Origin of the sequence: Pseudomonas sp. BAV 4579, assembly GCF_009765395.1 — a bacterium.
Classification (GTDB): domain Bacteria; phylum Pseudomonadota; class Gammaproteobacteria; order Pseudomonadales; family Pseudomonadaceae; genus Chryseomonas; species Chryseomonas aestiva.
The window spans coordinates 20,540-42,035 of record NZ_WHOV01000019.1; the positions used below are offsets into that span (position 1 = coordinate 20,540).

General features: G+C 67.8%; 22 protein-coding genes. 18 read left to right on the top strand and 4 right to left on the bottom strand.

Translation table 11 applies throughout. The features are described from left to right. The first annotated feature begins 93 nt into the window (after window positions 1-93). Genes GSQ95_RS06140 through GSQ95_RS06165 form a run of 6 tightly spaced genes read left to right on the top strand, consistent with a single transcriptional unit; the run spans window position 94 to window position 4,846 of the window. The gene (locus GSQ95_RS06140; protein ID WP_158893605.1) at window positions 94-972 is read left to right on the top strand and encodes an energy transducer TonB; all 879 of its coding nucleotides are present in this window, start codon (window positions 94-96) and stop codon (window positions 970-972) included. A gap of 55 nt (window positions 973-1,027) precedes the next feature. Then, window positions 1,028-1,597: a YqgE/AlgH family protein gene (locus tag GSQ95_RS06145; RefSeq protein WP_158893603.1), complete on the top strand. Its 570-nt coding sequence runs from the start codon at window positions 1,028-1,030 to the stop codon at window positions 1,595-1,597. After that, window positions 1,594-2,046, top strand: a complete 453-nt coding sequence (ruvX, locus tag GSQ95_RS06150) for a Holliday junction resolvase RuvX (protein ID WP_158893601.1) — start codon at window positions 1,594-1,596, stop codon at window positions 2,044-2,046. The genes GSQ95_RS06145 and ruvX overlap by 4 nt, the downstream gene beginning before the upstream one ends. 2 nt (window positions 2,047-2,048) lie before the next feature. Beyond that, complete coding sequence (gene pyrR / locus GSQ95_RS06155) at window positions 2,049-2,558, top strand: bifunctional pyr operon transcriptional regulator/uracil phosphoribosyltransferase PyrR (protein ID WP_158893599.1); 510 nt, start codon at window positions 2,049-2,051, stop codon at window positions 2,556-2,558. Window positions 2,559-2,573: 15 nt separating this feature from the next. Continuing rightward, entirely contained in the window at window positions 2,574-3,572 is a 999-nt protein-coding gene (locus GSQ95_RS06160; RefSeq protein WP_158893597.1) for an aspartate carbamoyltransferase catalytic subunit, read from the top strand. Continuing rightward, window positions 3,569-4,846: a dihydroorotase gene (locus GSQ95_RS06165; RefSeq protein WP_158893595.1), complete on the top strand. Its 1,278-nt coding sequence runs from the start codon at window positions 3,569-3,571 to the stop codon at window positions 4,844-4,846. Before GSQ95_RS06160 ends, GSQ95_RS06165 begins: the two co-directional genes overlap by 4 nt. Window positions 4,847-4,896: 50 nt before the next feature. Here GSQ95_RS06165 and GSQ95_RS06170 read toward each other — a convergent pair whose 3' ends face one another. After that, window positions 4,897-5,301 carry a TM2 domain-containing protein gene (locus GSQ95_RS06170; protein ID WP_133861454.1) on the bottom strand — a complete coding sequence of 135 codons (405 nt, stop codon included), beginning with the start codon at window positions 5,299-5,301 and terminating at the stop codon, window positions 4,897-4,899. A 434-nt stretch (window positions 5,302-5,735) separates the two neighbouring features. On the opposite strand from GSQ95_RS06170, the gene GSQ95_RS06175 reads away from it, so the two are divergent. The 3 genes from GSQ95_RS06175 to GSQ95_RS06185 all read left to right on the top strand — a co-directional run bounded on the left by GSQ95_RS06175 (window position 5,736) and on the right by GSQ95_RS06185 (window position 9,080). Next, window positions 5,736-6,293, top strand: a complete 558-nt coding sequence (locus GSQ95_RS06175; protein WP_133861455.1) for a C40 family peptidase — start codon at window positions 5,736-5,738, stop codon at window positions 6,291-6,293. Between the two features lie 132 nt (window positions 6,294-6,425). Continuing rightward, window positions 6,426-7,637 (top strand): putative DNA modification/repair radical SAM protein, encoded by a 1,212-nt coding sequence (locus GSQ95_RS06180; RefSeq protein ID WP_158893593.1) that lies wholly within the window; start codon window positions 6,426-6,428, stop codon window positions 7,635-7,637. Continuing rightward, the gene (locus GSQ95_RS06185; protein ID WP_158893591.1) at window positions 7,638-9,080 is read left to right on the top strand and encodes a UdgX family uracil-DNA binding protein; all 1,443 of its coding nucleotides are present in this window, start codon (window positions 7,638-7,640) and stop codon (window positions 9,078-9,080) included. On the opposite strand, the gene GSQ95_RS06190 is transcribed toward GSQ95_RS06185, so the two are convergent. Together GSQ95_RS06190 and pilT are read right to left on the bottom strand one after the other, a co-directional pair. Next, the gene (locus GSQ95_RS06190) at window positions 9,077-10,219 is read right to left on the bottom strand and encodes a PilT/PilU family type 4a pilus ATPase (protein ID WP_133861457.1); all 1,143 of its coding nucleotides are present in this window, start codon (window positions 10,217-10,219) and stop codon (window positions 9,077-9,079) included. The two genes, GSQ95_RS06185 and GSQ95_RS06190, sit on opposite strands and share 4 nt — an antisense overlap. Further along, window positions 10,219-11,253 carry a type IV pilus twitching motility protein PilT gene (gene pilT, locus GSQ95_RS06195; RefSeq protein WP_007161666.1) on the bottom strand — a complete coding sequence of 345 codons (1,035 nt, stop codon included), beginning with the start codon at window positions 11,251-11,253 and terminating at the stop codon, window positions 10,219-10,221. Before pilT ends, GSQ95_RS06190 begins: the two co-directional genes overlap by 1 nt. 126 nt (window positions 11,254-11,379) lie before the next feature. On the opposite strand from pilT, the gene GSQ95_RS06200 reads away from it, so the two are divergent. The 9 genes from GSQ95_RS06200 to GSQ95_RS06240 all read left to right on the top strand — a co-directional run bounded on the left by GSQ95_RS06200 (window position 11,380) and on the right by GSQ95_RS06240 (window position 19,623). After that, a complete protein-coding gene (locus GSQ95_RS06200; RefSeq protein WP_158893589.1) occupies window positions 11,380-12,075 on the top strand; it encodes a YggS family pyridoxal phosphate-dependent enzyme in 696 nt (231 codons plus the stop codon). Window positions 12,076-12,084: 9 nt separating this feature from the next. Continuing rightward, complete coding sequence (gene proC, locus GSQ95_RS06205; protein WP_158893587.1) at window positions 12,085-12,903, top strand: pyrroline-5-carboxylate reductase; 819 nt, start codon at window positions 12,085-12,087, stop codon at window positions 12,901-12,903. Window positions 12,904-12,912: 9 nt separating this feature from the next. Further along, a complete protein-coding gene (locus GSQ95_RS06210) occupies window positions 12,913-13,506 on the top strand; it encodes a YggT family protein (protein ID WP_017640989.1) in 594 nt (197 codons plus the stop codon). A 118-nt stretch (window positions 13,507-13,624) separates the two neighbouring features. Continuing rightward, window positions 13,625-15,583, top strand: coding sequence for a dynamin family protein (locus tag GSQ95_RS06215; RefSeq protein WP_158893585.1), 1,959 nt, complete (start codon window positions 13,625-13,627; stop codon window positions 15,581-15,583). Between the two features lie 108 nt (window positions 15,584-15,691). Further along, window positions 15,692-16,831 carry a homoserine O-acetyltransferase gene (locus tag GSQ95_RS06220; RefSeq protein ID WP_158893583.1) on the top strand — a complete coding sequence of 380 codons (1,140 nt, stop codon included), beginning with the start codon at window positions 15,692-15,694 and terminating at the stop codon, window positions 16,829-16,831. A gap of 5 nt (window positions 16,832-16,836) precedes the next feature. Next, window positions 16,837-17,457 carry a methionine biosynthesis protein MetW gene (gene metW / locus GSQ95_RS06225; RefSeq protein ID WP_133861462.1) on the top strand — a complete coding sequence of 207 codons (621 nt, stop codon included), beginning with the start codon at window positions 16,837-16,839 and terminating at the stop codon, window positions 17,455-17,457. A gap of 83 nt (window positions 17,458-17,540) precedes the next feature. Continuing rightward, window positions 17,541-18,134 (top strand): RdgB/HAM1 family non-canonical purine NTP pyrophosphatase, encoded by a 594-nt coding sequence (gene rdgB, locus GSQ95_RS06230; RefSeq protein WP_158893581.1) that lies wholly within the window; start codon window positions 17,541-17,543, stop codon window positions 18,132-18,134. Continuing rightward, entirely contained in the window at window positions 18,131-19,282 is a 1,152-nt protein-coding gene (hemW, locus tag GSQ95_RS06235) for a radical SAM family heme chaperone HemW (RefSeq protein ID WP_158893579.1), read from the top strand. The genes rdgB and hemW overlap by 4 nt, the downstream gene beginning before the upstream one ends. 14 nt (window positions 19,283-19,296) lie before the next feature. Then, complete coding sequence (locus GSQ95_RS06240; RefSeq protein ID WP_158893577.1) at window positions 19,297-19,623, top strand: DUF3392 family protein; 327 nt, start codon at window positions 19,297-19,299, stop codon at window positions 19,621-19,623. Here the strand turns inward: GSQ95_RS06240 and GSQ95_RS06245 are convergent. Further along, complete coding sequence (locus tag GSQ95_RS06245) at window positions 19,620-21,353, bottom strand: bifunctional diguanylate cyclase/phosphodiesterase (protein ID WP_158893575.1); 1,734 nt, start codon at window positions 21,351-21,353, stop codon at window positions 19,620-19,622. The genes GSQ95_RS06240 and GSQ95_RS06245 overlap by 4 nt on opposite strands. Window positions 21,354-21,496: the final 143 nt, after the last annotated feature.

Sequence of the window (21,496 nt, forward strand, 5' to 3'; positions counted from 1 at the left end):
CATGCCGCCCGCGGCGGCATGGACAACCGCGGACACAATCCGCAGACTGGCGCCAGCCCTGCCGCGCGTCCTCTACCCTTGCCGACCCAGTCAATGCCCAGCACCGCCTCCTCCCCCGCCGCCCAGGTTCGTCCCGCCGACCGCCTGGGCTTCACGCTGCTCATCGCGACCCTGCTGCACGTCGTGCTGATTCTCGGCGTCGGCTTCTCGCTGCCCGAGCCTGCCCAGATCAGTCGCACCCTGGAGGTGACGCTGGCCAGCTTCAAGAGCGACGAGGCGCCCAAGCAGGCCGACTTCCTGGCCCAGGAAAATCAGCAGGGCAGCGGTACGCTGGACAAGGCGGCGGCGCCGAGCACCCCGGTGCAGGCGCCTTTCCACGACAGCGAGATCCGCCAGGCCGCGCCCCCGGCTCGCCCGCCAGCGGCGGATCGTGCCCAGGCGCCCAAGGCCGCGGTGACCACCCGCGCCGCGCGCCCCACCAAGGCCGAACCCAGTCGCGAGACCCCGGAGCGGGAGCAGCGCGATGCGCCCAGCCCCGAGTCCGACAGCCAGGCCGCCGAACTCGCCAGCCTGGAGGCCCAGCTCGCCGAAGAGCGCCAGCAATACGCCAAGCGGCCGAAGATCTGGCGGATCAATGCCGCCTCGACGCAAAAGGACAAGGGCGCCCGCTACAAGGAAGAATGGCGGCGCAAGATCGAGCGCATCGGCAATCTCAACTACCCCGAGCAGGCCAAGCGCGACCGCCTCTACGGCAGCCTGCGCCTGCTGGTGGCCATCAACAAGGACGGCTCGCTCTACGAGGTCCAGGTGCTGGAATCCTCGGGACGCCAGGTGCTGGACCAGGCGGCGCTGCGCATCGTCCGGCTGGCGGCGCCCTTCGCCCCCTTCAGTGGCGATCTGGCCGACATCGACCGGCTGGAGATCATCCGCACCTGGCGCTTCGAGCGTGGCGACCGCCTGTCCAGTCAATAGTCCGGGACGCCGTTGGACTTGAAGCCGGACCGCGCAACCGGGAAACTTGCCGGTCATGAAGCCGACCTCCAGCACCACCCTACAGCACCAGCTCCTGATCGCCATGCCGCAGATGGACGATCCCCATTTCGCCGAGACGGTGATCTACCTCGTCGACCACAGCCCGGATGGCGCCATGGGCCTGGTGATCAACCGCCCCAATGGCCTGCACCTGGACGACCTGCTCGAACAGCTGCGTCCCGAGATACCGGCCACCCAGGAAGATGCCCAGGTCGTGCTCTATGCCGGTGGCCCGGTACAGACCGATCGCGGCTTCGTCCTGCACGACGCCGGCCCGGTGTTCCAGAACACCCTGGAGCTCGAAGCCCTCAGCCTGACCACCTCGCCAGACGTGCTCTTCGCCCTCTCCGATGGCACCGGCCCGAGCCGCCACCTGATCACCCTGGGCTACAGCGGCTGGGGCCCCGGCCAGCTGGAAGAAGAACTGGCGGCCAATCTCTGGCTCACCACCCCGGCCACCAGCGCCCTGCTGTTCGAGACGCCGAGCGAGCAGCGCCTCGGCGCGGCCGCCGCCCTGCTGGGAGTCGACCTGCGGCTGCTCTCGCGCCAGGCGGGTCACGCATGAGCGCGCCCAGCGGGCTCTATCTGGGCTTCGACTACGGCAGCCGGCAGATCGGCGTGGCCGTGGGTCAGGCCGTGACCGGCCAGGCCCGTGAACTGCTCACCCTCAAGGCGCAGAACGGCGTACCCGACTGGCAGCAGATCCAGCGCCTGCTGGACGAGTGGCGCCCCACCGCCCTGGTGGTCGGTCTGCCACTGAACATGGACGGTACGCCCAGCGAGATGAGCGAGCGCGCCGAACGTTTCGCCCGCCGCCTGCAGGGACGCTACGGCCTGGCCGTGCATACCCATGACGAGCGCCTCACCACCTATGCCGCCAAGGGCGAGCGCCTGCAGGGCGGTCAGCGCGACGGTTATCGCGAACGCCCGGTGGACGCCCTGGCAGCCGCCCTCCTCCTGGAAGGCTGGCTGACCCAACAACTGGAACGGGCCGCGCGCCCGCAATCGGAGTAGCCATGCACCTGCCCTCTCCCGCCGAGCTCCTGCCGCGGCTGGCCGCCGACCTGCGTCTGTCGCTGGATCGCCGTGGCATCACCGATCCCGGCTTCGTCGGCATCCACACCGGCGGCCTCTGGGTCGCCGAGGCCCTGCTGGCCGAACTCGGCCTGGACACCCCGCTGGGCAGCCTGGACGTCTCCTTCTACCGCGACGACTTCACCCAGAAGGGCCTGCACCCGCAGGTGCGTCCCTCCGCCCTGCCGTTCGAGATCGATGGTCGCCACCTGGTGCTGGTGGACGATGTGCTGATGAGCGGTCGCACCGTGCGCGCGGCGCTCAACGAACTCTTCGACTATGGCCGTCCCGCCAGTGTGACCCTGGTCTGCCTGCTGGACGTCAATGCCCGCGAATTGCCGATCCAGCCCGACGTGGTGGGCGCCACCCTGAGCCTGGCCCCCACCCAGCGCGTCAAGCTGACCGGCCCCTCGCCGCTCGCCCTCGAATACCGCGACGTCCCCGCCGCCTGACCTGGATTCGCTGCCATGACCGACGCTACGCGCTCGCTGCAACTCAACGCCCAGGGCCAATTGCGCCATTTCCTGTCACTCGACGACCTGCCTGCCGAACTCCTCACCGAATTGCTCGATACCGCCGACTCCTTTCTGGAAGTCGGCGCCCGGGCGGTGAAGAAGGTGCCCCTGCTGCGCGGCAAGACCGTGTGCAACGTCTTCTTCGAGAATTCGACCCGCACCCGCACCACCTTCGAACTGGCCGCCAAGCGGCTGTCGGCGGACGTCATCACCCTCAACGTCTCCACCTCTTCCACCAGCAAGGGCGAGACGCTGTTCGACACCCTGCGCAACCTGGAAGCCATGGCCGCCGACATGTTCGTGGTGCGCCACGCCGATTCCGGCGCCGCCCACTTCATCGCCGAACACGTCTGCCCGGATGTGGCCATCATCAATGGCGGTGACGGCCGCCATGCGCACCCCACCCAGGGCATGCTCGACATGCTGACCATCCGCCGCCACAAGGGCGACTTCGCCAACCTCTCGGTGGCCATCGTCGGCGACATCCTGCACTCCCGGGTCGCCCGCTCCGACATGCTGGCGCTGCGCACCCTGGGCTGCCGCGACATCCGCGTGGTCGCGCCGCGCACCCTGCTGCCGGTCGGCCTCGAAGAACTCTATGGCGTGCGCACCTGTACCGACCTGGCCGAGGGCCTGGAAGGGGTGGACGTGGTGATCATGCTGCGCCTGCAGCGCGAGCGCATGCAGGGCGGCCTGCTGCCCAGCGAAGGCGAGTACTACCGGCTGTTCGGCCTGACCCGCCAGCGCCTGGCCCGCGCCAAGCCCGATGCCATCGTCATGCACCCCGGCCCGATCAACCGCGGCGTGGAGATCGAATCGGCGGTGGCCGATGGCGAGCAATCGGTCATCCTGAACCAGGTCACCTACGGCATCGCGGTCCGCATGGCGGTGCTGTCGATGACCATGAGCGGGCAGACGGCCCAGCGTCAGCTACAGGAGAATGCGCAGTGAGCCTGAGCATCCGCAATGCCCGGGTGATCGACCCGGCCACCGGTCTCGACCGGATCAGCGATGTCCATGTCGACCAGGGTCGCATCCTGGCCCTCGGTGAAGCGCCCCAGGGCTTTCAGGCCGACGAGCAGCTCGACGCCAGCGGCCTGATCCTGGCCCCTGGCCTGGTCGACCTGGATGTCGCCCTGTGCGAACCGGGCCTGACCCGCAAGGGCAATGTCGACAGCGAGACCCGCGCCGCTGCGGCCGGAGGCGTCACCAGCCTGTGCTGCCCGCCCACTACCCGTCCGGTGCTGGACACCACCGCGGTGGCCGAACTCATCCTTGATCGGGCGCGCACCGCCGATCACGCCCGCGTCCATCCCATCGGCGCCCTGACCAGGGGCCTCGCCGGCGAGCAGCTGTCGGAGCTGATGACCTTGCGCGACGCCGGTTGCGTGGCCTTTACCAACGGCCTGCAGCCCTTCGAGAATCTGCGGGTACAGCGGCGCGCACTGGAATATGCCGCCACCTTCGACCTCACCGTGGTCTTTACCGCCCTCGACGCCGATCTGGCCCATGGTGGCCTGGCCCATGAAGGCCCCACCGCCAGCTTCCTGGGGCTCACCGGGATTCCGGAGACCGCGGAGACCATCGCCCTGTCCCGCGACCTGCTGCTGGTGGAACAGAGCGGCGTACGCGCCCACTTCGGGCAGCTGACCAGTGCCCGTGCGGTGGAGATGATCGCCGCCGCCCAGGCCCGTGGCCTGCCGGTGACCGCCGATGTGGCGCTCTACCAGCTGCTGCTCACCGACGAGGCGCTGCAGGGCTTTTCCAGCCTCTACCACGTCAAGCCGCCGCTGCGTACCGCGCGAGATCGCGACGCCCTGAGAGCCGGGGTGCGAGACGGCGTGATCGGCGCCATCTCCAGCCACCACCAGCCCCATGAGGCGGATGCCAAGCTGGCCCCCTTCGCCGCCACCGAGCCGGGCATCAGCAGTGTCGAACTGCTGCTGCCGCTGGCCCTGACGCTGGTGGAAGACGGCCTGCTGGATCTGCCGACCCTGCTGGCCCGCCTGACCCAGGGTCCGGCCCAGGCCCTGCGCCTCGACGCGGGCCGCCTGGCCAAGGACCTGCCGGCCGACCTGGTGCTGTTCGCCCAGCAGCCGACCGCCCAGGCCGCGACGCCCTGGCTGTCCCGCGGCCGCAACTGCCCCTTCCGGGGCCTCACCCTGGCGGGACGCGTCGAGCGCACCCTGGTGGGGGGCCGCACCACCTACCAGCGTGATGCCTGAATAAAAGAAGGGGCTCCGCGGAGCCCCTTCTGCTTGCCACTCAACCGAACCTAGCGCACCAGCCGCCGGCGGTTCTCCTCGGAGATCTGTGAGTTGAGCGTCCAGAAGTCGTAGAGCACGCCCAGCAGGAAGAAACCCGCCGTAAAGAAATAGAGGATCGCGGTGATCCACTTGCCCAGGTAGAGGCGATGGACGCCGAAGAGGCCGAGAAAGGTCAGCAGGATCCAGCCGAGGCTGTAGTTGAGGGAGCCGGACTGGAAGCGCAGATCCGCCTCGCGATCCATGGCCGGGATCAGGAACAGATCGATCAGCCAGCCGATGCCCAGCAGGCCCAGGGTGCAGAACCAGATCGTGCCGGTGACCGGCTTGCCATAGTAGAAGCGATGGGCGCCGAGAAAACCGAAGATCCACAGCAGATAGCCCATGACCTTGCTGTGAGTGTCCTGATACCGCATGCCTACGACCTCGCGACTTAAGGAAAAGACCCGCCTTACCTACACCCTTACCTTCACCGTGACTTTATGTCGAAAACTGGATGAATGCCCAGGGAGTCTCACTGGTTGGCGCTCAAGGGACCTCACTTTCCGCTAAAAATTACATAATTTCTTGATGAGAGGTGCACAAAATATCCACAGGGTTGGTATAGAATCCATCGCTTCGATCTTCAGACACCCCTACGACAATGCGTCTATTTCTTCTGACATGGCTCTCCGCCTGTCTTGTACTGCCAGCGGCGGTGCAAGCGAAAGAGAACTCTGCAGCGCGCACTGCCGCTCCGGTCCACAAGGTCGCAGCCCGGCATGTCACCGCCGCCTCAGCTCCCAAGACCGCCGCCCGGCACGCCTCCGCTGCACCCGCGCCCAAGGCCGCCGCTCGCCGCGTGGCGAAGGTGGACCCTACCCAGGCCGCCTCCGCCGCCCGTGCCAAGCACGCCGCCCGCGCCACCAGCGCCCTGCACCGTAAGCAGGCCACCGCCCAGGCTGCCACCCGTAACGTCGGCGCCCAGGTCGCGACCCGCGCCATGGACCTGGTCGGCACGCCCTATCGCTTCGGCGGTACCAATCCGCAGAACGGCCTGGATTGCAGCGGCCTGGTGAACTACGTCTATCGCGACGTACACAACGTCAAGCTGCCGCGTACCTCCCGTGAGCTGTCCCAACTCAAGGGCCCCAAGGTCGCTCGTGGCGATCTCAAGGCCGGCGACCTGGTGTTCTTCAAGACCGGTCAGCGCAGCGGCATCGATCACGTCGCCATCTATCTGGGCAACGATCGTTTCGTCCATGCCCCGCGCAGTGGCGAGAGCGTGCGCGTCGACCACCTGAGCAAGCCCTACTGGACCAAGAGGTTCGCGTCGGCCAAGCGCGTGCTGCAGCAGCCCAATACCCTGGCGGCGGAAACCGATCCCGTCGCGGACAAGCCGCGTACCAAGCGTACCCGCAAGTCCTGATCCCGCCCCTCGCTCCGCCGGGTCGCTACCGCCCGGCGGAGTGTCGCTCCACTCGGCGCCGCCCGGCGCAAAGCCATTGAACGACGCTCCGCTTCCTGGATACTGTATGCAATCACAGTCCAGGAGATCTCGATGGAGCTCGCCGACAAGCTGATCATTCTCGCCGATGCCGCCAAGTACGACGTGTCCTGCGCCAGCAGCGGTGCGCCCAAACGCAGCTCGAAGGGCAAGGGCGGCCTGGGCTCGACCGATGGCATGGGCATCTGCCACAGCTTCACCCCCGATGGGCGCTGCGTGGCGCTGCTCAAGGTGCTGCTGACCAACTTCTGCCAGTACGACTGCCAGTACTGCGTCAATCGTCGCAGCAGCAACGTGCCGCGGGCGCGCTTCACGCCCGAGGAAGTGGTGCAGCTGACCCTCGACTTCTACCGGCGCAATGTCATCAGCGGACTGTTCCTCAGCTCCGGCATCATCCGCTCCTCCAACTACACCATGGAGCAGATGACCCGGGTGGCCCAGCTGTTGCGCGAGCAGCATCAGTTCCGCGGCTATATCCACCTCAAGACCATTCCCGACGCCGATCCCGAGATCATCGCCCAGGCGGGTCTCTATGCCGATCGCCTGTCGGTGAACATCGAGCTGCCCACCGAAAGCAGCCTGATCAAGCTGGCGCCGGAAAAGAACGGCAGCAGCATCCGCAAGACCATGGGCAACATCCGCCTGGGCCTGGAGGAAGCCGAGGCCGAAGCCAAGGCACCGCGTTTCGCCCCGGCCGGCCAGAGCACCCAGATGATCGTGGGTGCCGATGCCACCGACGACCGCACCATCCTCGATACCGCCCAGACGCTGTATGGCGCCTATCGCCTCAAGCGCGTCTACTACTCGGCCTTCAGCCCCATTCCGGAAAGCCCGGGCACGGTGCCGCTGCAACCGCCGCCGCTGCTGCGCGAGCATCGCCTGTACCAGGCCGACTTCCTCATGCGCGGCTATGGCTTCCAGGCGGAGGAGTTGCCCACCGAAGATGGCCAGCTGCCGCTGGACGTGGACCCCAAGCTGGCCTGGGCGCTGCACAACCGGGCCATCTTCCCGCTGGATCTCAATCGGGCCGACCAGGTGATGATCGCCCGGGTGCCCGGCATCGGGGTGCTCTCGGCCAAGCGGCTGGTGGAGCTCAGGCGCGAGCGGCGCATCCGCTACGCCGACCTGATCCGCCTGAAATGCAGCGTCGAGAAGGCGCGGCCCTTCATCATCACCCAGGACTACCGGCCACAGCCGCGCCTGGCCGAGTCCCTCGACCTGCGCCGGCAACTCGCCGAGCCGCCCGCCCAGCTCGCCCTGCTCTAGATGCAGAGAGTCGACTTCGACGGCACCTTCGCCGGCTGGCGCAAGGAAGCGCGCCGGTTGCTGCAGGCGGGTATCGCCCCGGCCCAGGTGAGCTGGCAGGAGAGTCGTGGGCTGGGCGATCTGTTCGACGAACCGGTCGAGGCCACGGCACCGCCGCCGAGTGGCGCCATACGCATTCCGCCCCAACTGGCCGAGGCCCTGAACTACGCCGCCTGCTTTCGCAGCGATGATCGCTGGGCACTGCTCTACCAGGTGCTCTGGCGGGTCGCGCGGGGGGAACGCGCGGCCATGCTGGCCGGTGACGAGGATGGCAGCGAATTGCAGCGCCGGGTCAAGGCGATCCGCCGCGAGATCCACCATGTGCATGCCTTCCTGCGCTTTCGGCCGCGGGCGGAAAGCGCCGGTCCGCCGGCCTGGGTGGCCTGGCACCAGCCGGCCCACGACGTCCTGGCCCTGGCGGCGCCGCATTTCTGCGACCGCATGGGCAACAGCAGCTGGCTGATCGCGACCCCCGAGGCCGCCGCGCTCTGGGACGGCCAGGCGCTGCAACTGGTGGAGCCCTGCCCCGCCGAGCTGCAGCAACTGGCGCGGCAGACCCCGGAAGACGATGACCGCAACGCCGGCGATGAACTCTGGCGCGCCTATTACCGCAGCACCTTCAATCCGGCGCGGGCCAATCCGCGCACCCTGAGGGGCAACATGCCGGCGCGCTTCTGGAAGGATCTGCCGGAAGGGCCGCTGATCCCGGCGCTGCTCAGCGAAGCCCGCGCCGGCGCCCAGCGCCTGGCCCAGGCCGAGGCCGTGGGTCGCCAGAGCGGTCGCGAGGTATTGATCGCCGCGGAACGTGCGCAGCCGGAGCGACCGCTGCCCACCACCCTTGATGACTGCCGCCGCTGCGAGCTGTGGGAAAAGGCCACCCAGCCGGTGGCCGGCGAAGGCCCGCGCACGGCGCGCATCCTGCTGCTTGGCGAGCAGCCCGGTGATCAGGAAGACCTGGCGGGTCGGCCCTTCGTCGGCCCGGCCAGGCAGGTGCTGATGGCGGCCCTGGCCGAGGCCGGCCTCGAGCGCAGCGAGGTGTTCCTGACCAATGCGGTCAAGCACTTCAAGTGGATTCCCCAGGGCCGGCGGCGCAAGCACGTCACCCCGGGACCGGAGATCGCCCCCTGCCGCTACTGGCTGGAGCAGGAATTGCGCGACATCCAGCCGACGGTGGTGGTGGCCCTGGGCTCGACTGCCCTGGAGGCCCTGCTCAAGCGCAAGCCCCGGGGCCTGGCGCAGTTCATGGGCCGACCGCTGCGGCTGGACGAGCGCTGGATCATTGCCACCTATCACCCCTCCTACATCCTGCGCACCCCGGACGCCGAGCAGCAGGAGCAGGCGCGCCAGGCCCTGGTGACGGCCCTGCGCGAGGCCAGGACCCTGGCAGCCGAAGGCGAAGGCTAGCGGAAGCGCTTGGGCGGATCGTCGCCCATGTCCACCGAGAGATTGCGGGTGGTCTGATTGAGGTGATCGGCATCCGTCTCCGACCCCAGCTTGATCATCAGCCGCAGGTCGTTGGCGGAATCGGCGTGGGCCAGGGCCGCTTCGTAGCTGATCTCACCGTCACGATAGAGGCTGTAAAGCGACTGGTCGAAGGTCTGCATGCCCAGTTCGCCGGACTTCTTCATCAGCGCCTTGAGTTCATGCACCTCGCCCTTGCGGATCAGGTCGGCGACCAGCGGGGTGTTGAGCAGCACCTCGATCACCGCGCGGCGCCCCTGGCCGTCGGTGGTGGGCACCAGCTGCTGGGCGACGATGCCCTTGAGGTTGAGCGACAGGTCCATCCAGGTCTGGCCGTGCCGATCGGCCGGGAAGAAGTGGATGATGCGATCCAGTGCCTGGTTGGCGTTGTTGGCGTGCAGGGTGGCCAGGCACAGGTGACCGGTCTCGGCGAAGGCCAGGGCGTGCTCCATGGTGTCGCGGCTACGGATCTCGCCGATCATGATGACGTCCGGGGCCTGGCGCAGGGTGTTCTTCAGCGCCACCTCGAAGGACTCGGTGTCGATGCCCACCTCGCGCTGGGTGACGATGCAGCCCTGGTGCTGGTGGATGTATTCGATGGGGTCCTCGATGGAGATGATGTGCCCCGCCGAGTTCTTGTTGCGGTGGCCGATCATGGCCGCCAGCGAGGTGGACTTGCCGGTGCCGGTGGCGCCGACGAAGATCACCAGGCCACGCTTGGTCATGGCCAGCTTCTTGATGATCTCCGGCAGGCGCAGCTGCTCGACCGTGGGGATGTTGACCTCGATGCGGCGCAGCACCATGCCCACCAGGTTGCGCTGATAGAAGGCGCTGACCCGGAAGCGGCCGATGCCGCGGGCGCTGATGGCGAAGTTGCACTCGCGCTTCTGCTGGAATTCCTGGCGCTGCTCGTCGTTCATCACCCCCAGCACTATGGCTCGGCACTGATCCGGCGTGAGCGAATCCTTGGTGACCGGCGTCATGCGCCCGTTGATCTTCATCGAAGGGGGCACGCCGGTGGTGATGAAAAGGTCGGACGCCCCCTTGTCCACCATCAGTTGTAGGAACCTGTCGAAATCCATCAGAAGTTCTCCGGCGTCTTGGCCTTCTCGCGGGCTGCGTCGCGGCTGATCAGTCCCTTGGCCAGCAGCGCCTTGAGGCACATGTCCAGGGTCTGCATGCCCAGGCCGCCACCGGTCTGGATCGAGGAATACATCTGCGCCACCTTGTCCTCGCGGATCAGGTTACGGATGGCAGGGGTACCGATCATGATCTCGTGGGCCGCCACCCGGCCGCCGCCGACCTTCTTCAGCAGGGTCTGGGAGACCACCGCCTGCAGGGATTCGGACAGCATGGAGCGCACCATGGACTTTTCTTCCGCCGGAAAGACGTCCACCACCCGGTCGATGGTCTTGGCCGCCGAGGTGGTGTGCAGGGTGCCGAACACCAGGTGCCCGGTCTCGGCCGCGGTCAGCGCCAGGCGGATAGTCTCCAGGTCGCGCAGCTCGCCGACCAGGATGATGTCCGGGTCCTCGCGCAGCGCCGAGCGCAGGGCCTCGGAGAAGCCCAGGGTGTCGCGGTGCACTTCGCGCTGGTTGACCAGGCACTTCTTGGATTCGTGGACGAATTCGATGGGATCCTCGATGGTGAGGATGTGGTGGTACTTGGTGTTGTTGAGATAGTCGAGCATGGCCGCCAGGGTGGTGGACTTGCCCGAGCCGGTCGGTCCGGTCACCAGCACCAGGCCGCGCGGAACGTCGGTGATCTTCTTGAACACCTCGCCCATGCCCAGCTCTTCCATGCTCAGCACCTTGGAAGGGATGGTCCGGAACACCGCGCCAGCGCCGCGATTCTGGTTGAAGGCATTGACCCGGAAGCGCGCCACGCCCGGCACCTCGAAGGAGAAGTCGGTCTCCAGGAATTCCTCGAAGTCCTTGCGCTGCTTGTCGTTCATGATGTCGTAGATCAGCGCGTGCACCTGCTTGTGCTCGAAGGCCGGCAGGTTGATGCGGCGCACGTCGCCGTCGACGCGGATCATCGGCGGCAGGCCGGCGGACAGGTGCAGGTCGGAGGCGCCTTGCCGCGCGGAAAAGGCCAGCAATTCGGTGATATCCATGGGACTCCCAGATGTCGAGCAAGCAGGTAGAATGCCGCGCAGCACTGGCGGTCTGACCTGGTCACCGCCACTCACTCATCCGGTACGCCGAGGCCTGCCGGATGCGCCGACGCAAGCAGGGGCTGAATGTCCACGATAGCCGAGAATAGCGCAACCGTACTCGAACGCATCGCCGCCGCCAGCCGGACGGCAGGCCGCGATCCCGCGACTGTCGGCCTGCTGGCGGTGAGCAAGACCAAGCCCGCCGCCGCCTTGCGCGAGGCCGCCGCCGCGGGCCTGCGCGACTTCGGCGAGAACTACCTGCAGGAGGCGCTGGACAAGCAGCCGGCGCTGGCCGACCTGCCACTGGTGTGGCATTTCATCGGCCCCATCCAGTCCAACAAGACCCGCGCCATCGCCTGCCACTTCGACTGGGTGCATTCGGTGGATCGCCTGAAGATCGCCCAGCGCCTGGCCGAACAGCGCCCGCCCAAGCGCGGGCCGCTGAACATCTGCCTGCAGGTCAACGTCAGTGGCGAGGCCAGCAAGTCCGGCTGCCACCCCGACGACCTGCCGGCCCTGGCCGCCGCGGTCAGCCAGTTGCCCAACCTGCGCCTGCGTGGCCTGATGGCCATCCCCGAACCCACCGAGGACCCGGCCAGCCAGCGCGCCGCCTTCGCCCGACTGCGCACCCTGGGCGAAGCCCTGAACCTGGGCCTGGACACCCTGTCCATGGGCATGAGCCAGGATCTGGAAGCCGCCATCGCCGAAGGGGCCACCTGGGTCCGCGTCGGTACCGCCCTCTTTGGCGCCCGTGACTACGGCGCCGCCCCTGCAACCTAGGAAGTCTCGATGAAAGACACCCGCATCGCCTTCATCGGCGCCGGCAACATGGCCGGCGCCATCATCGGCGGACTGCTCGCCCAGGGCATGCCGGCCCGGCAGCTCAGCGCCAGCAATCGCAACCCGGCCAAGCGCGAAGCCCTGGCCCGGGACCATGGCATCCACGTCGAGGCCAGCAACAGCGCCGTGCTCGCGGATGCCGACGTGGTGGTGCTGGGGGTGAAGCCCCAGGTGATGAGCGAGGTCTGCCAGGAGCTGGCGCCCCATCTGCGCCCGGACCAGTTGATCGTCTCGGTCGCCGCCGGCATCACCTGCGCCAGCCTGACACTCTGGCTGGGCCAGCGCGCCCTGGTGCGCTGCATGCCCAACGTGCCTTCGCAGCTGCGCCTGGGTGCCAGCGGCCTGTTCGCCAATGACCAGGTCACCGCCGAACAGCGCGCCCGTGCCCAGGAGATCCTCGCCGCGGTCGGCCTGGCCCTCTGGGTCGAGGAAGAACAGCAGCTGGACGCGGTCACCGCCGTCTCCGGCAGCGGTCCGGCCTATTTCTTCCTGCTGATGGAAGCCATGACCGAGGCCGGCACCAAGCTCGGCCTGCCGGCCGAGGTCGCCCAGCAGCTGACCCTGCACACCGCCCGCGGCGCCGCCGCCATGGCCTGTCAGGGCGACCGCAGCCCCGAACAATTGCGCCGCTCGGTGATGTCCCCCAAGGGCACCACCGAACGCGCCATCGAAACCTTCCAAGCCGGGGCCTTCGCGGACCTGGTGGAAGAAGCCCTCACCGCCGCGGCCGACCGGGCTGCGGAACTGGCCCAGTTGCCGGATCGATAAGGAGTATCCATGTCCGCTTTCGCCCAAGCTCTCGTCTACGTCATCCAGACCCTCGGCAGCCTCTATCTGCTGATCATCCTGCTGCGCTTCATCCTGCAGCTGGTGCGGGCCGACTTCTACAACCCGCTTTCGCAATTCACCGTGCGCGCCACCCAGCCACTGCTCAAGCCGGTACGGCGCATCATCCCCGGCTTCGGCGGCGTCGATCTGGCGGCCCTGGTGCTGGCGATCCTGGTCCAGCTGGCGCTGATGATGGTCGTGGTGGTGCTGCTCGGCGCCAGCATCGGCGGCCTGTTCCCCGCCCTGCTGATCTGGGCGCTGCTGGGCGTGGCGTCGCTGTTCCTCAAGGTGTTCTTCTTCGCCCTGATCGTCAGCGTCATCCTCTCCTGGGTCGCGCCCCAGACCCACAATCCGGCCGCCGAACTGGTCAACCAGATCTGCGAGCCGTTGCTGGCCCCCTTCCGCCGCATCCTGCCGAGCCTGGGCGGTCTGGATCTGTCGCCGATCTTCGCCTTCATCGTGATCAACCTGCTGGATCGCTTCGTCATCGGCCAGCTGGCCGCGGCCACGGGCATGCCGCAGATTCTCGCGCCCTTCCTCTGAGGCGCCATTCGCGCACCCGCCACGACCGCCTGCCGCGTCGTGGCGGAGGCGGCATTGACGTCCCGCCGGACGCTGGGGCACCGTCCAGCCTTTGCTGTTCAGGTCAAGGAAGTCCCCTATGGAACGCCTGTTCCGCCACGTCGATGCCTATGCCACGTGGAAAGCCGAACTCGATACCCAATTGGGCCGCTACCGCGACTGGTTGCAGCGTAATCGTCTCGCCTCCCCCGCGCTGGACGCCGCCCTGGCGACCTGCCAGAGCGAACTGCAGGCCGACGGCATCACCCTGGCCTTCGCCGGCGAGTTCTCGCGCGGCAAGACCGAGCTGATCAACGCCCTCTTCTTCGCCGACTACGGCCAGCGCATGCTGCCGTCCCAGGCCGGGCGCACCACCATGTGCCCCACCGAGATCTTCTATGACGCCGCGGCCGACGGTCCCTATCTGCAGCTGCTGCCCATCGACAGCCGCCTGGACGAACGCAGCCTGACCGCCTGGCGCAAGGCGCCCGAGGCCTGGCAGCGCTTCCCCCTGGACGACCGGCACCCGGACGCCATGGCCGCCCTGCTGGCCAAGGTCACCGAGACCCGCGAGGTGGAAACCGCCGCCGCCGTGCAGCTGGGCTTCGATCCCGAGCAGTTGGAACAACTCGACAGCGACGGCCTGGTCAGCATCCCGGCCTGGCGCCACGCGCTGATCAGCATCGACCATCCGCTGCTGCGCCAGGGCCTGCGCATCCTCGATACCCCCGGCCTCAACGCCCTGGGCGCCGAGCCGGAACTGACCCTGTCGCTGCTGCCCCACGCCCAGGCCGTGCTCTTTCTGATCGGTGCCGACACCGGCGTGACCGCCTCGGATCTCGCGCTCTGGGAGCAGTGCGTCAAGCCGTCCCTGGGCGATGCCCCGGAGCGGCTGTTCGCGGTAATGAACAAGATCGACAGCCTCTGGGACGACCTCGGCGGCGTCGCCCATGTCGCCCAGTCCCTGGAAAACGTCCGCCAGGCCAGTGCCCGGCAACTGGCGCTGCCGGCCGAACACATCCTGCCGCTGTCGGCCAAGCAGGCGCTGCTGGGCAAGGTCCGCGGCGATCTGGAATTGCTCGCGCGCAGCCAGCTGGACAGCCTCGAACAGCTGCTCGCCGAACGCATCGTCGGCGCCCGCGAGCGCCTGTTGCAGCAGCGCATCGTGCAGCAGGCCAGTGGCCTGCTGGGCGCCAGCCGCACGCTTATCGAACAGCGTCTGGAAGCCATTCGCGCCCAGTACGCGCAACTGGCCGACGAGGAACTGCCCGGTGCCGGCCTGGAGTTGCAGACCGCTCGCACGCGCCAGGAATACGACCTCTACCACCGCCGCCTGCTGGATCTGCGCACCACCCAGAACATGCTGGCCGGGCAGCGCAAGCTGCTGACCGACCTGGTCGCGCCGGAGCGACTGGATGCCCACCTGGACACCGCCCGCAGGGAATTCCGCACCAGCCTGACCACCGTCGGCATCAACCAGTCCATCACCCGTTTCTTCCGCGTGGTCGAGCATGACCTGCTGGCCCTGGACAACGAGGCGGACCGGGCCAACAAGGTGCTCGGCGCGGTCTACCAGCGGCACAATGTGGAGAATCCGCTGCATCCCCTGGAAGCGCCGCGACTGCGCATCCGCCCCTATGTCCGCGAGCTGCGCCAGCTGCAACTCAAGACCGAGGAGGTCCAGCGGCAGGTCAAGACCCTGCTCACCGAGCAGAGCGCCCTGGGTCGCCGCTTCTTCGCCACCGTCGCCCAGGAGGTCCAGGCGCTGCAGGAAGGCGCCCACGCCCAGGTGCTGCGCTGGAACGACGGCGCCCTGACCCCGCTGGTGCAGCACACCCGCGAGCAGAAGCAGTTGCTGGAAACCAGCATGCTGGCGCTCAAGCAGCTCACCCAGCAGAACCTCAACAGCCAGGAGCAGGTGCGCCGGCTGCAGGTGCACGAGGACGTCCTGCACGGGCAGCTCAGCGAGGTCAGCGACATGCTCAAGCAGATCAATCGGCCGGCACCGTCCCAGCGCCACGACAACGTGGTCGCCCTGCCGCTGGCGCGGGTCGGCTAGCCCTGCCCGCCACGCGCGGCGCGGTCCCTGGCCGCCGCGCCGCGCCTGCCCTTGCCGCTCCCGGCGGTGCTCTTTAGACTGGCGAGCCCCGCCCCGGACGAGCCGTCAATGCCCAGCGTCATTCCCGAAGATTCCGTCGGCCTGGTCACCCCCGAGCTGCTGCACTTCAACGAGCCCCTGGCCCTAGCCTGTGGCCGCACCCTGCCGGCCTACGACCTGATGGTCGAGACCTATGGCGAACTCAACGCCAGTCGCAGCAACGCCGTGCTGATCTGCCACGCGCTCTCGGGCCATCACCACGCGGCCGGCTACCACAGCCTGGACGACCGCAAGCCGGGCTGGTGGGACAGCTGCATCGGTCCCGGCAAGCCTATCGATACCCGCAAGTTCTTTGTCGTCGCCCTCAACAACCTGGGCGGCTGCAACGGCTCCACCGGCCCCAGCAGTCCGAACCCCGAGACCGGTCGGGCCTATGGCGCGGACTTCCCGGTGCTGACCGTGGAGGACTGGGTCAACAGCCAGGCACGGCTGGCCGATCGCCTGGGTATCGGGCAGTGGGCGGCGGTGATCGGCGGCAGCCTGGGCGGCATGCAGGCGCTGCAGTGGACCATCAGCTATCCCGAGCGCATCCGCCACTGCCTGGCCATCGCCTCGGCACCCAAGCTGTCGGCGGAAAACATCGCCTTCAACGAGGTGGCGCGCCAGGCCATCCTTTCGGACCCGGATTTCCACGCCGGCCACTTCCAGGAAAAGGGCGTGATCCCCAAGCGCGGCCTGATGCTGGCGCGCATGGTCGGCCACATCACCTACCTGTCCGACGAGGCCATGGGCGAGAAATTCGGTCGCGAACTCAAGACCGACCAGCTCAACTACGACTTCCACAGCGTCGAATTCCAGGTGGAGAGCTACCTGCGCTACCAGGGCGAGGAATTTTCCGGCCGCTTCGACGCCAACACCTACCTGCTGATGACCAAGGCGTTGGACTATTTCGATCCGGCCCATGCCCAGGGCGGCGACCTGGCCAAGACCCTAGCCGGAGTGCAGGCGCGCTTCCTGATCGTCTCCTTCACCACCGACTGGCGCTTTTCGCCGGCGCGCTCCAAGGAGATCGTCAACGCCCTGATGGCCGCGCGCAAGGACGTCAGCTACCTGGAGGTCGACGCGCCCCAGGGGCATGACGCCTTCCTCATCCCCATCCCGCGCTATCTGCAGGCCTTCTCCCACTACATGACCCGCATCGAGGTATAGCTGCCGTGCGCGCCGATCTGGACATCATTCAGGAATGGATCCCCGCCGGCAGCCGGGTCCTCGACCTCGGTTGCGGCACCGGCGAGTTGCTCGCCTGGCTGCGCGATCACAAGCAGGTCACCGGCTACGGCCTGGAGATCGACCCGGACAAGATCGCCGAATGCCTGCTCAAGGACGTCAACGTCATTGAGCAGGATCTCGACGGCGGCCTGGCCAACTTCGCTAGCGACAGCTTCGACGTGGTGGTCATGACCCAGTCGCTGCAGGCCATGCAATACCCGGATCGCATCCTCCAGGAGATGCTCAGGGTCGGCCGCCAGTGCATCATCACCTTTCCCAACTTCGGTCACTGGCGTTGCCGGCTGTACCTGGGCGGCCGGGGACGGATGCCGGTCTCGGACTTCCTGCCATACACCTGGTACAACACGCCGAACATCCACTTCTGCACCTTCGAGGACTTCGAGCGCCTCTGCCGCGAACAGCGCGCCCAGGTGCTGGATCGTCTCGCCGTGGACCGCCTGCATCGTCATGGCTGGGCCAGCAAGCTGTGGCCGAACCTGCTCGGCGAGATCGGCATCTACCGGGTCAGCGCGCCGCACCTGCACGACCTGCGCGTCGCGATATGACGTAAGGCACGGGTGGCGCAGCCAGCCTGGGCACGGCTTCGCGTACAATACGCCGCCCTTCTCAACGCGACGCGGTGTCTCCCATGTCCGACCTTACCGAACTGGTTCTCGCCAGCCACAACGCCGGCAAGCTCAAGGAACTCCAGGCCATGCTCGGCGACCGGGTGAAGGTGCGCTCGGTGGGCGAATTCAGTCAGGTGGAACCCGAGGAAACCGGGCTGTCCTTTGTCGAGAACGCCATCCTCAAGGCGCGCAACGCGGCGCGGCTGTCCGGTCTGCCGGCCCTGGCCGACGATTCGGGCCTGGCGGTGGATGCCCTCGGCGGTGCTCCCGGCATCTATTCCGCCCGCTACGCCGACGGTAAGGGCGATGCCGCCAACAACGCCAAGCTGCTCGACGTGCTGCGTGACGTCCCCGACGCCGAGCGTACCGGCCAGTTCGTCTGCGTGCTGGCCCTGGTGCGCCACGCCGACGATCCCTTGCCGATCCTCTGCGAGGGCCTCTGGCCCGGGCGCATCCTGCACGCCGCCCAGGGCGAGCATGGCTTCGGCTACGATCCGCTGTTCCAGCCCGATGGCGAAGCGGTCTCCGCGGCCGAACTGGCCCCGGCGGAAAAGAACCAGCGCAGCCATCGCGCCCGCGCCATGGCCCAGCTCAAGCAACGGCTCGGCCTGTGACCCCGGTGTTCGCCCTGCCGCCCCTGGCGCTCTACATCCATATCCCCTGGTGCGTGCGCAAGTGTCCCTATTGCGACTTCAACTCCCACGCGGCCGGCCCGACCCTGCCGGAAGCCGAGTATGTCGACGCCCTGCTGGCGGATCTGGACAATGACCTGGCGCACGTCCATGGCCGCCCGCTGACCTCGATCTTCTTTGGCGGCGGCACGCCCAGTCTGTTTTCCGCCGAGGCCCTGGGCCGTCTGCTGGATGGCGTGGCCCGGCGGCTGAGCTTCGCGCCGGATATCGAGATCACCCTGGAAGCCAATCCTGGCACCTTCGAGCAGGCCAAGTTCGTCGCCTACCGCGGTCTGGGCATCAATCGGCTGTCGATCGGCATCCAGAGCTTCCAGGACGCCAAGCTCAAGGCCCTGGGGCGCATCCACGGCCGCGATGAAGCCATTCGCGCCGCCGACCGGGCGCGCGCCGCCGGCTTCGACAATTTCAACCTGGACCTGATGCACGGCCTGCCCGAGCAGAGCGTCGCCGATGCCCTCGGCGACCTGGAGCAGGCCATCGCCCTGGCGTCCACCCACCTGTCCTGGTACCAGCTGACCATGGAGCCCAACACGGTATTCTGGAGCCAGCCGCCGGAGCTGCCCGAAGACGACACCCTCTGGGACATCCAGGAAGCCGGCCAGGCACGACTGGCGGCCGCCGGTTACCACCAGTACGAGACCTCCGCCTATGCCCGGCCCGGGCGCCAGGCGCGGCACAATCTCAACTACTGGGGCTTCGGCGACTTCCTCGGCATCGGCGCCGGCGCCCACGCCAAGCTCAGCGCCCCGGACGGCACCCTGCAGCGCACTTGGAAGACCCGCCTGCCCAAGGACTATATGGACCCGGCCAAGGCCTTCCAGGCCGGCGCGAAATCGCTGGCGCCGGCCGACCTGCCCTTCGATTTCATGATGAACGCCCTGCGCCTGGTGGACGGGGTACCCGCCGCCTGGTATCCGCAGCGGACCGGCCAGTCCCTGGACAGCCTGGCGCCTGCACTGGCCGCGGCGCGCCGCGCCGGCCTGCTGGCCGAGGATGCCCAGCGGCTGCGCCCCACCGCCCGAGGCCAGCTGTTCCTGAACGACCTCTTGCAATCCTTTCTGCCTGACTGACGAGGAGCTCTGCCTTGGACTTCGTACTCGACCATATCGCCGACCTCTCCCGCTGGAGCCGCAGCCACCTGGACGAGGTGGCCCTGGCGGTCACCGCCACCCTGCTGGTGCTGTTCGGCAGCCAGGTCAACGCCTTCATCCAGGCGCGCCTGGGCAGCCTGCCGACCGCCGTTCGGGTTCCGGCCTTCGCCCTGGCCTGCCTGGCCATCTATGGCGCTGCCATGACCTTCCTGACCCCCTGGGTGGTCAAGGGCCTGGCGCAGTTCAACAACTATGCCCTGGCCCCGGTGCTGCTGATCGGCGTCTGCCTGCTGGGCGTGCTGGCCGAACGCCGTAGCTAGCGGCAGCGGGCGCGGATACCGTCCAGCAGGCACTCCAGGGATTGCGGGCGACCCAGCAGGAAGCCCTGGAAGGTGTCCACGCCCAGATCCTTGAGCAATTCGAACTGGGCCTGGGTTTCCACCCCTTCGGCGACGATCTGCATGTCCAGTGCGCGGCACAGGCTGACGATGCCGACCAGCAACTGCCGGGATCGGTCGTCGGCGTCCACCGCCAGCAGAAAGCTGCGGTCGATCTTGATGGTGTCGAAGGGCAGGCGGTGCAGATAGCCCAGCGACGAATAGCCGGTGCCGAAATCGTCCATCGCCACCCGAAAGCCCTGCTCGCGCAAGGCGGCCAGGCGCCGCTCCGGCGTGCCCTGCTGCAGGAATACCGATTCGGTCACCTCCAGCTCCAGCGCCCTGGGCTCGATGCCGAATTCGGCGCAGGCGGCCGCGAGAACCTCGGCCAGTTCATCATCGGCCACCTGCAGCGGCGAGATGTTGACTGCCACCGGGATCTGCAGACCGGCGTCCTGCAGGGCCCGGGCGCAAGCGGCCGCGCGGCGGATCGCCAGCCGCCCGAGGGCCGAAGCCATGCCGTTCTGCTCGGCCAGAGCGACGAAGACGTTGGGCGGCACCGCGCCGACGCCCGGACAGTTCCAGCGCGCCAGCAACTCGGCGCTGACCATGCGCTGGCGGGCATCGAACTTGGGCTGCAGGACGAAGGTGATGAGCTCCGCCTCGATGGCGCCGTGCAAATGGGCCAGCAGGGTCACCTTGCTGCGCGCCTCGCAGGTCAGCTGCGGATCGTAGCAGCGCACCCGGCTCTTGCCGGCCGCCTTGGCCGCATACATGGCGGCATCGGCATTGCGCAGCAGGGTCTCCACATCCAGCCCCTCTTCGGGCGCCAGACTCAGGCCGATGCTGGCCGATACGCGGATATCGTGGCCGGCGATGCACTGCTGCCGGCCCACCGCCTGCACCAGTTGCTCGGCGACCTGGCGGGCCTGGTCGCGATCGCTCACGTCCAGCAGGGCGACGAATTCATCGCCACCCCAGCGCGCCAGCACCTCACCAGCCCCCAGCACCTGGCGCAACTCGCGCACCAGGGCGCAGAGCAATTCGTCACCGGCGGCGTGGCCCAGGGAGTCGTTGACCTCCTTGAAGCCGTCCACATCGATGAACAGCACCGCGAGGTTGCCGGTCTGTTCGAGGTCCTGCAGGCGCGCCTCGAAGTCCTGGTAGAAGGAGGTGCGATTGGGCAACTGGGTCAGGGCGTCGCTGAGCGCCATGCGCTCCAGCGCCTGCTCGGCGCGCTTGCGCTCGGTGATGTCCCTCAGACTGGCGACCACGTAGCCCTCGCGATCCGCCTCGCCGGCGAAGCGACTCAGACTGATCTCCACCGGCGTGATCCGCTTGGCGGAGACGTGGAACTGGGCTTCGCACAGGGCATAGCCGTCGCGCTCGAAGGTGCGGATGGCCGCCTCGGGCAACTTGATGTAGTGCGACAGGTACTGGCCGCTGACACTGCGCTCCGCACTGAGCATCAGGGCGCGCAGGGCGTCATTGGCTTCGATGATCTGCCCGCTTTCGGTCAGCACGGCCATGGCGTCGCGGCAGAGGGCGAAGGCCGAAGCGATGAGGTGCAGCGAGCGCTCGGTGCGCTGGCGAGCGCTACGCTCGACTTCGAGCCAGCGGCGTACGGCGTGCAACTCGGCCGTCGGCGAATCGGGACGGACCAGATCCCTCATGGAATCCGCCGCTCACGAAGGGCGGCACGGGACCGGGTGACGTTCTTGAAGAGGACTGACATCCAGGTGTCTCTGTGAATTCGACTGCAACCGCCATCACAGCAGGGCAATTGGCCATCATGCCAATTGCCCGTTGGCAGCTC

Excerpts from the sequence above, each read along its gene's own strand:
- GSQ95_RS06140 (WP_158893605.1), top strand. The coding sequence starts at position 94 with ATGCCCAGCACCGCCTCCTCCCCCGCCGCCCAGGTTCGTCCCGCCGAC.
- GSQ95_RS06145 (WP_158893603.1), top strand. The coding sequence starts at position 1,028 with ATGAAGCCGACCTCCAGCACCACCCTACAGCACCAGCTCCTGATCGCC.
- ruvX (WP_158893601.1), top strand. The coding sequence starts at position 1,594 with ATGAGCGCGCCCAGCGGGCTCTATCTGGGCTTCGACTACGGCAGCCGG.
- pyrR (WP_158893599.1), top strand. The coding sequence starts at position 2,049 with ATGCACCTGCCCTCTCCCGCCGAGCTCCTGCCGCGGCTGGCCGCCGAC.
- GSQ95_RS06160 (WP_158893597.1), top strand. The coding sequence starts at position 2,574 with ATGACCGACGCTACGCGCTCGCTGCAACTCAACGCCCAGGGCCAATTG.
- GSQ95_RS06170 (WP_133861454.1), bottom strand. The coding sequence starts at position 5,301 with ATGCGGTATCAGGACACTCACAGCAAGGTCATGGGCTATCTGCTGTGG.
- GSQ95_RS06180 (WP_158893593.1), top strand. The coding sequence starts at position 6,426 with ATGGAGCTCGCCGACAAGCTGATCATTCTCGCCGATGCCGCCAAGTAC.
- GSQ95_RS06185 (WP_158893591.1), top strand. The coding sequence starts at position 7,638 with ATGCAGAGAGTCGACTTCGACGGCACCTTCGCCGGCTGGCGCAAGGAA.
- GSQ95_RS06190 (WP_133861457.1), bottom strand. The coding sequence starts at position 10,219 with ATGGATTTCGACAGGTTCCTACAACTGATGGTGGACAAGGGGGCGTCC.
- pilT (WP_007161666.1), bottom strand. The coding sequence starts at position 11,253 with ATGGATATCACCGAATTGCTGGCCTTTTCCGCGCGGCAAGGCGCCTCC.
- GSQ95_RS06200 (WP_158893589.1), top strand. The coding sequence starts at position 11,380 with ATGTCCACGATAGCCGAGAATAGCGCAACCGTACTCGAACGCATCGCC.
- proC (WP_158893587.1), top strand. The coding sequence starts at position 12,085 with ATGAAAGACACCCGCATCGCCTTCATCGGCGCCGGCAACATGGCCGGC.
- GSQ95_RS06210 (WP_017640989.1), top strand. The coding sequence starts at position 12,913 with ATGTCCGCTTTCGCCCAAGCTCTCGTCTACGTCATCCAGACCCTCGGC.
- GSQ95_RS06215 (WP_158893585.1), top strand. The coding sequence starts at position 13,625 with ATGGAACGCCTGTTCCGCCACGTCGATGCCTATGCCACGTGGAAAGCC.
- GSQ95_RS06220 (WP_158893583.1), top strand. The coding sequence starts at position 15,692 with ATGCCCAGCGTCATTCCCGAAGATTCCGTCGGCCTGGTCACCCCCGAG.
- rdgB (WP_158893581.1), top strand. The coding sequence starts at position 17,541 with ATGTCCGACCTTACCGAACTGGTTCTCGCCAGCCACAACGCCGGCAAG.
- GSQ95_RS06245 (WP_158893575.1), bottom strand. The coding sequence starts at position 21,353 with ATGAGGGATCTGGTCCGTCCCGATTCGCCGACGGCCGAGTTGCACGCC.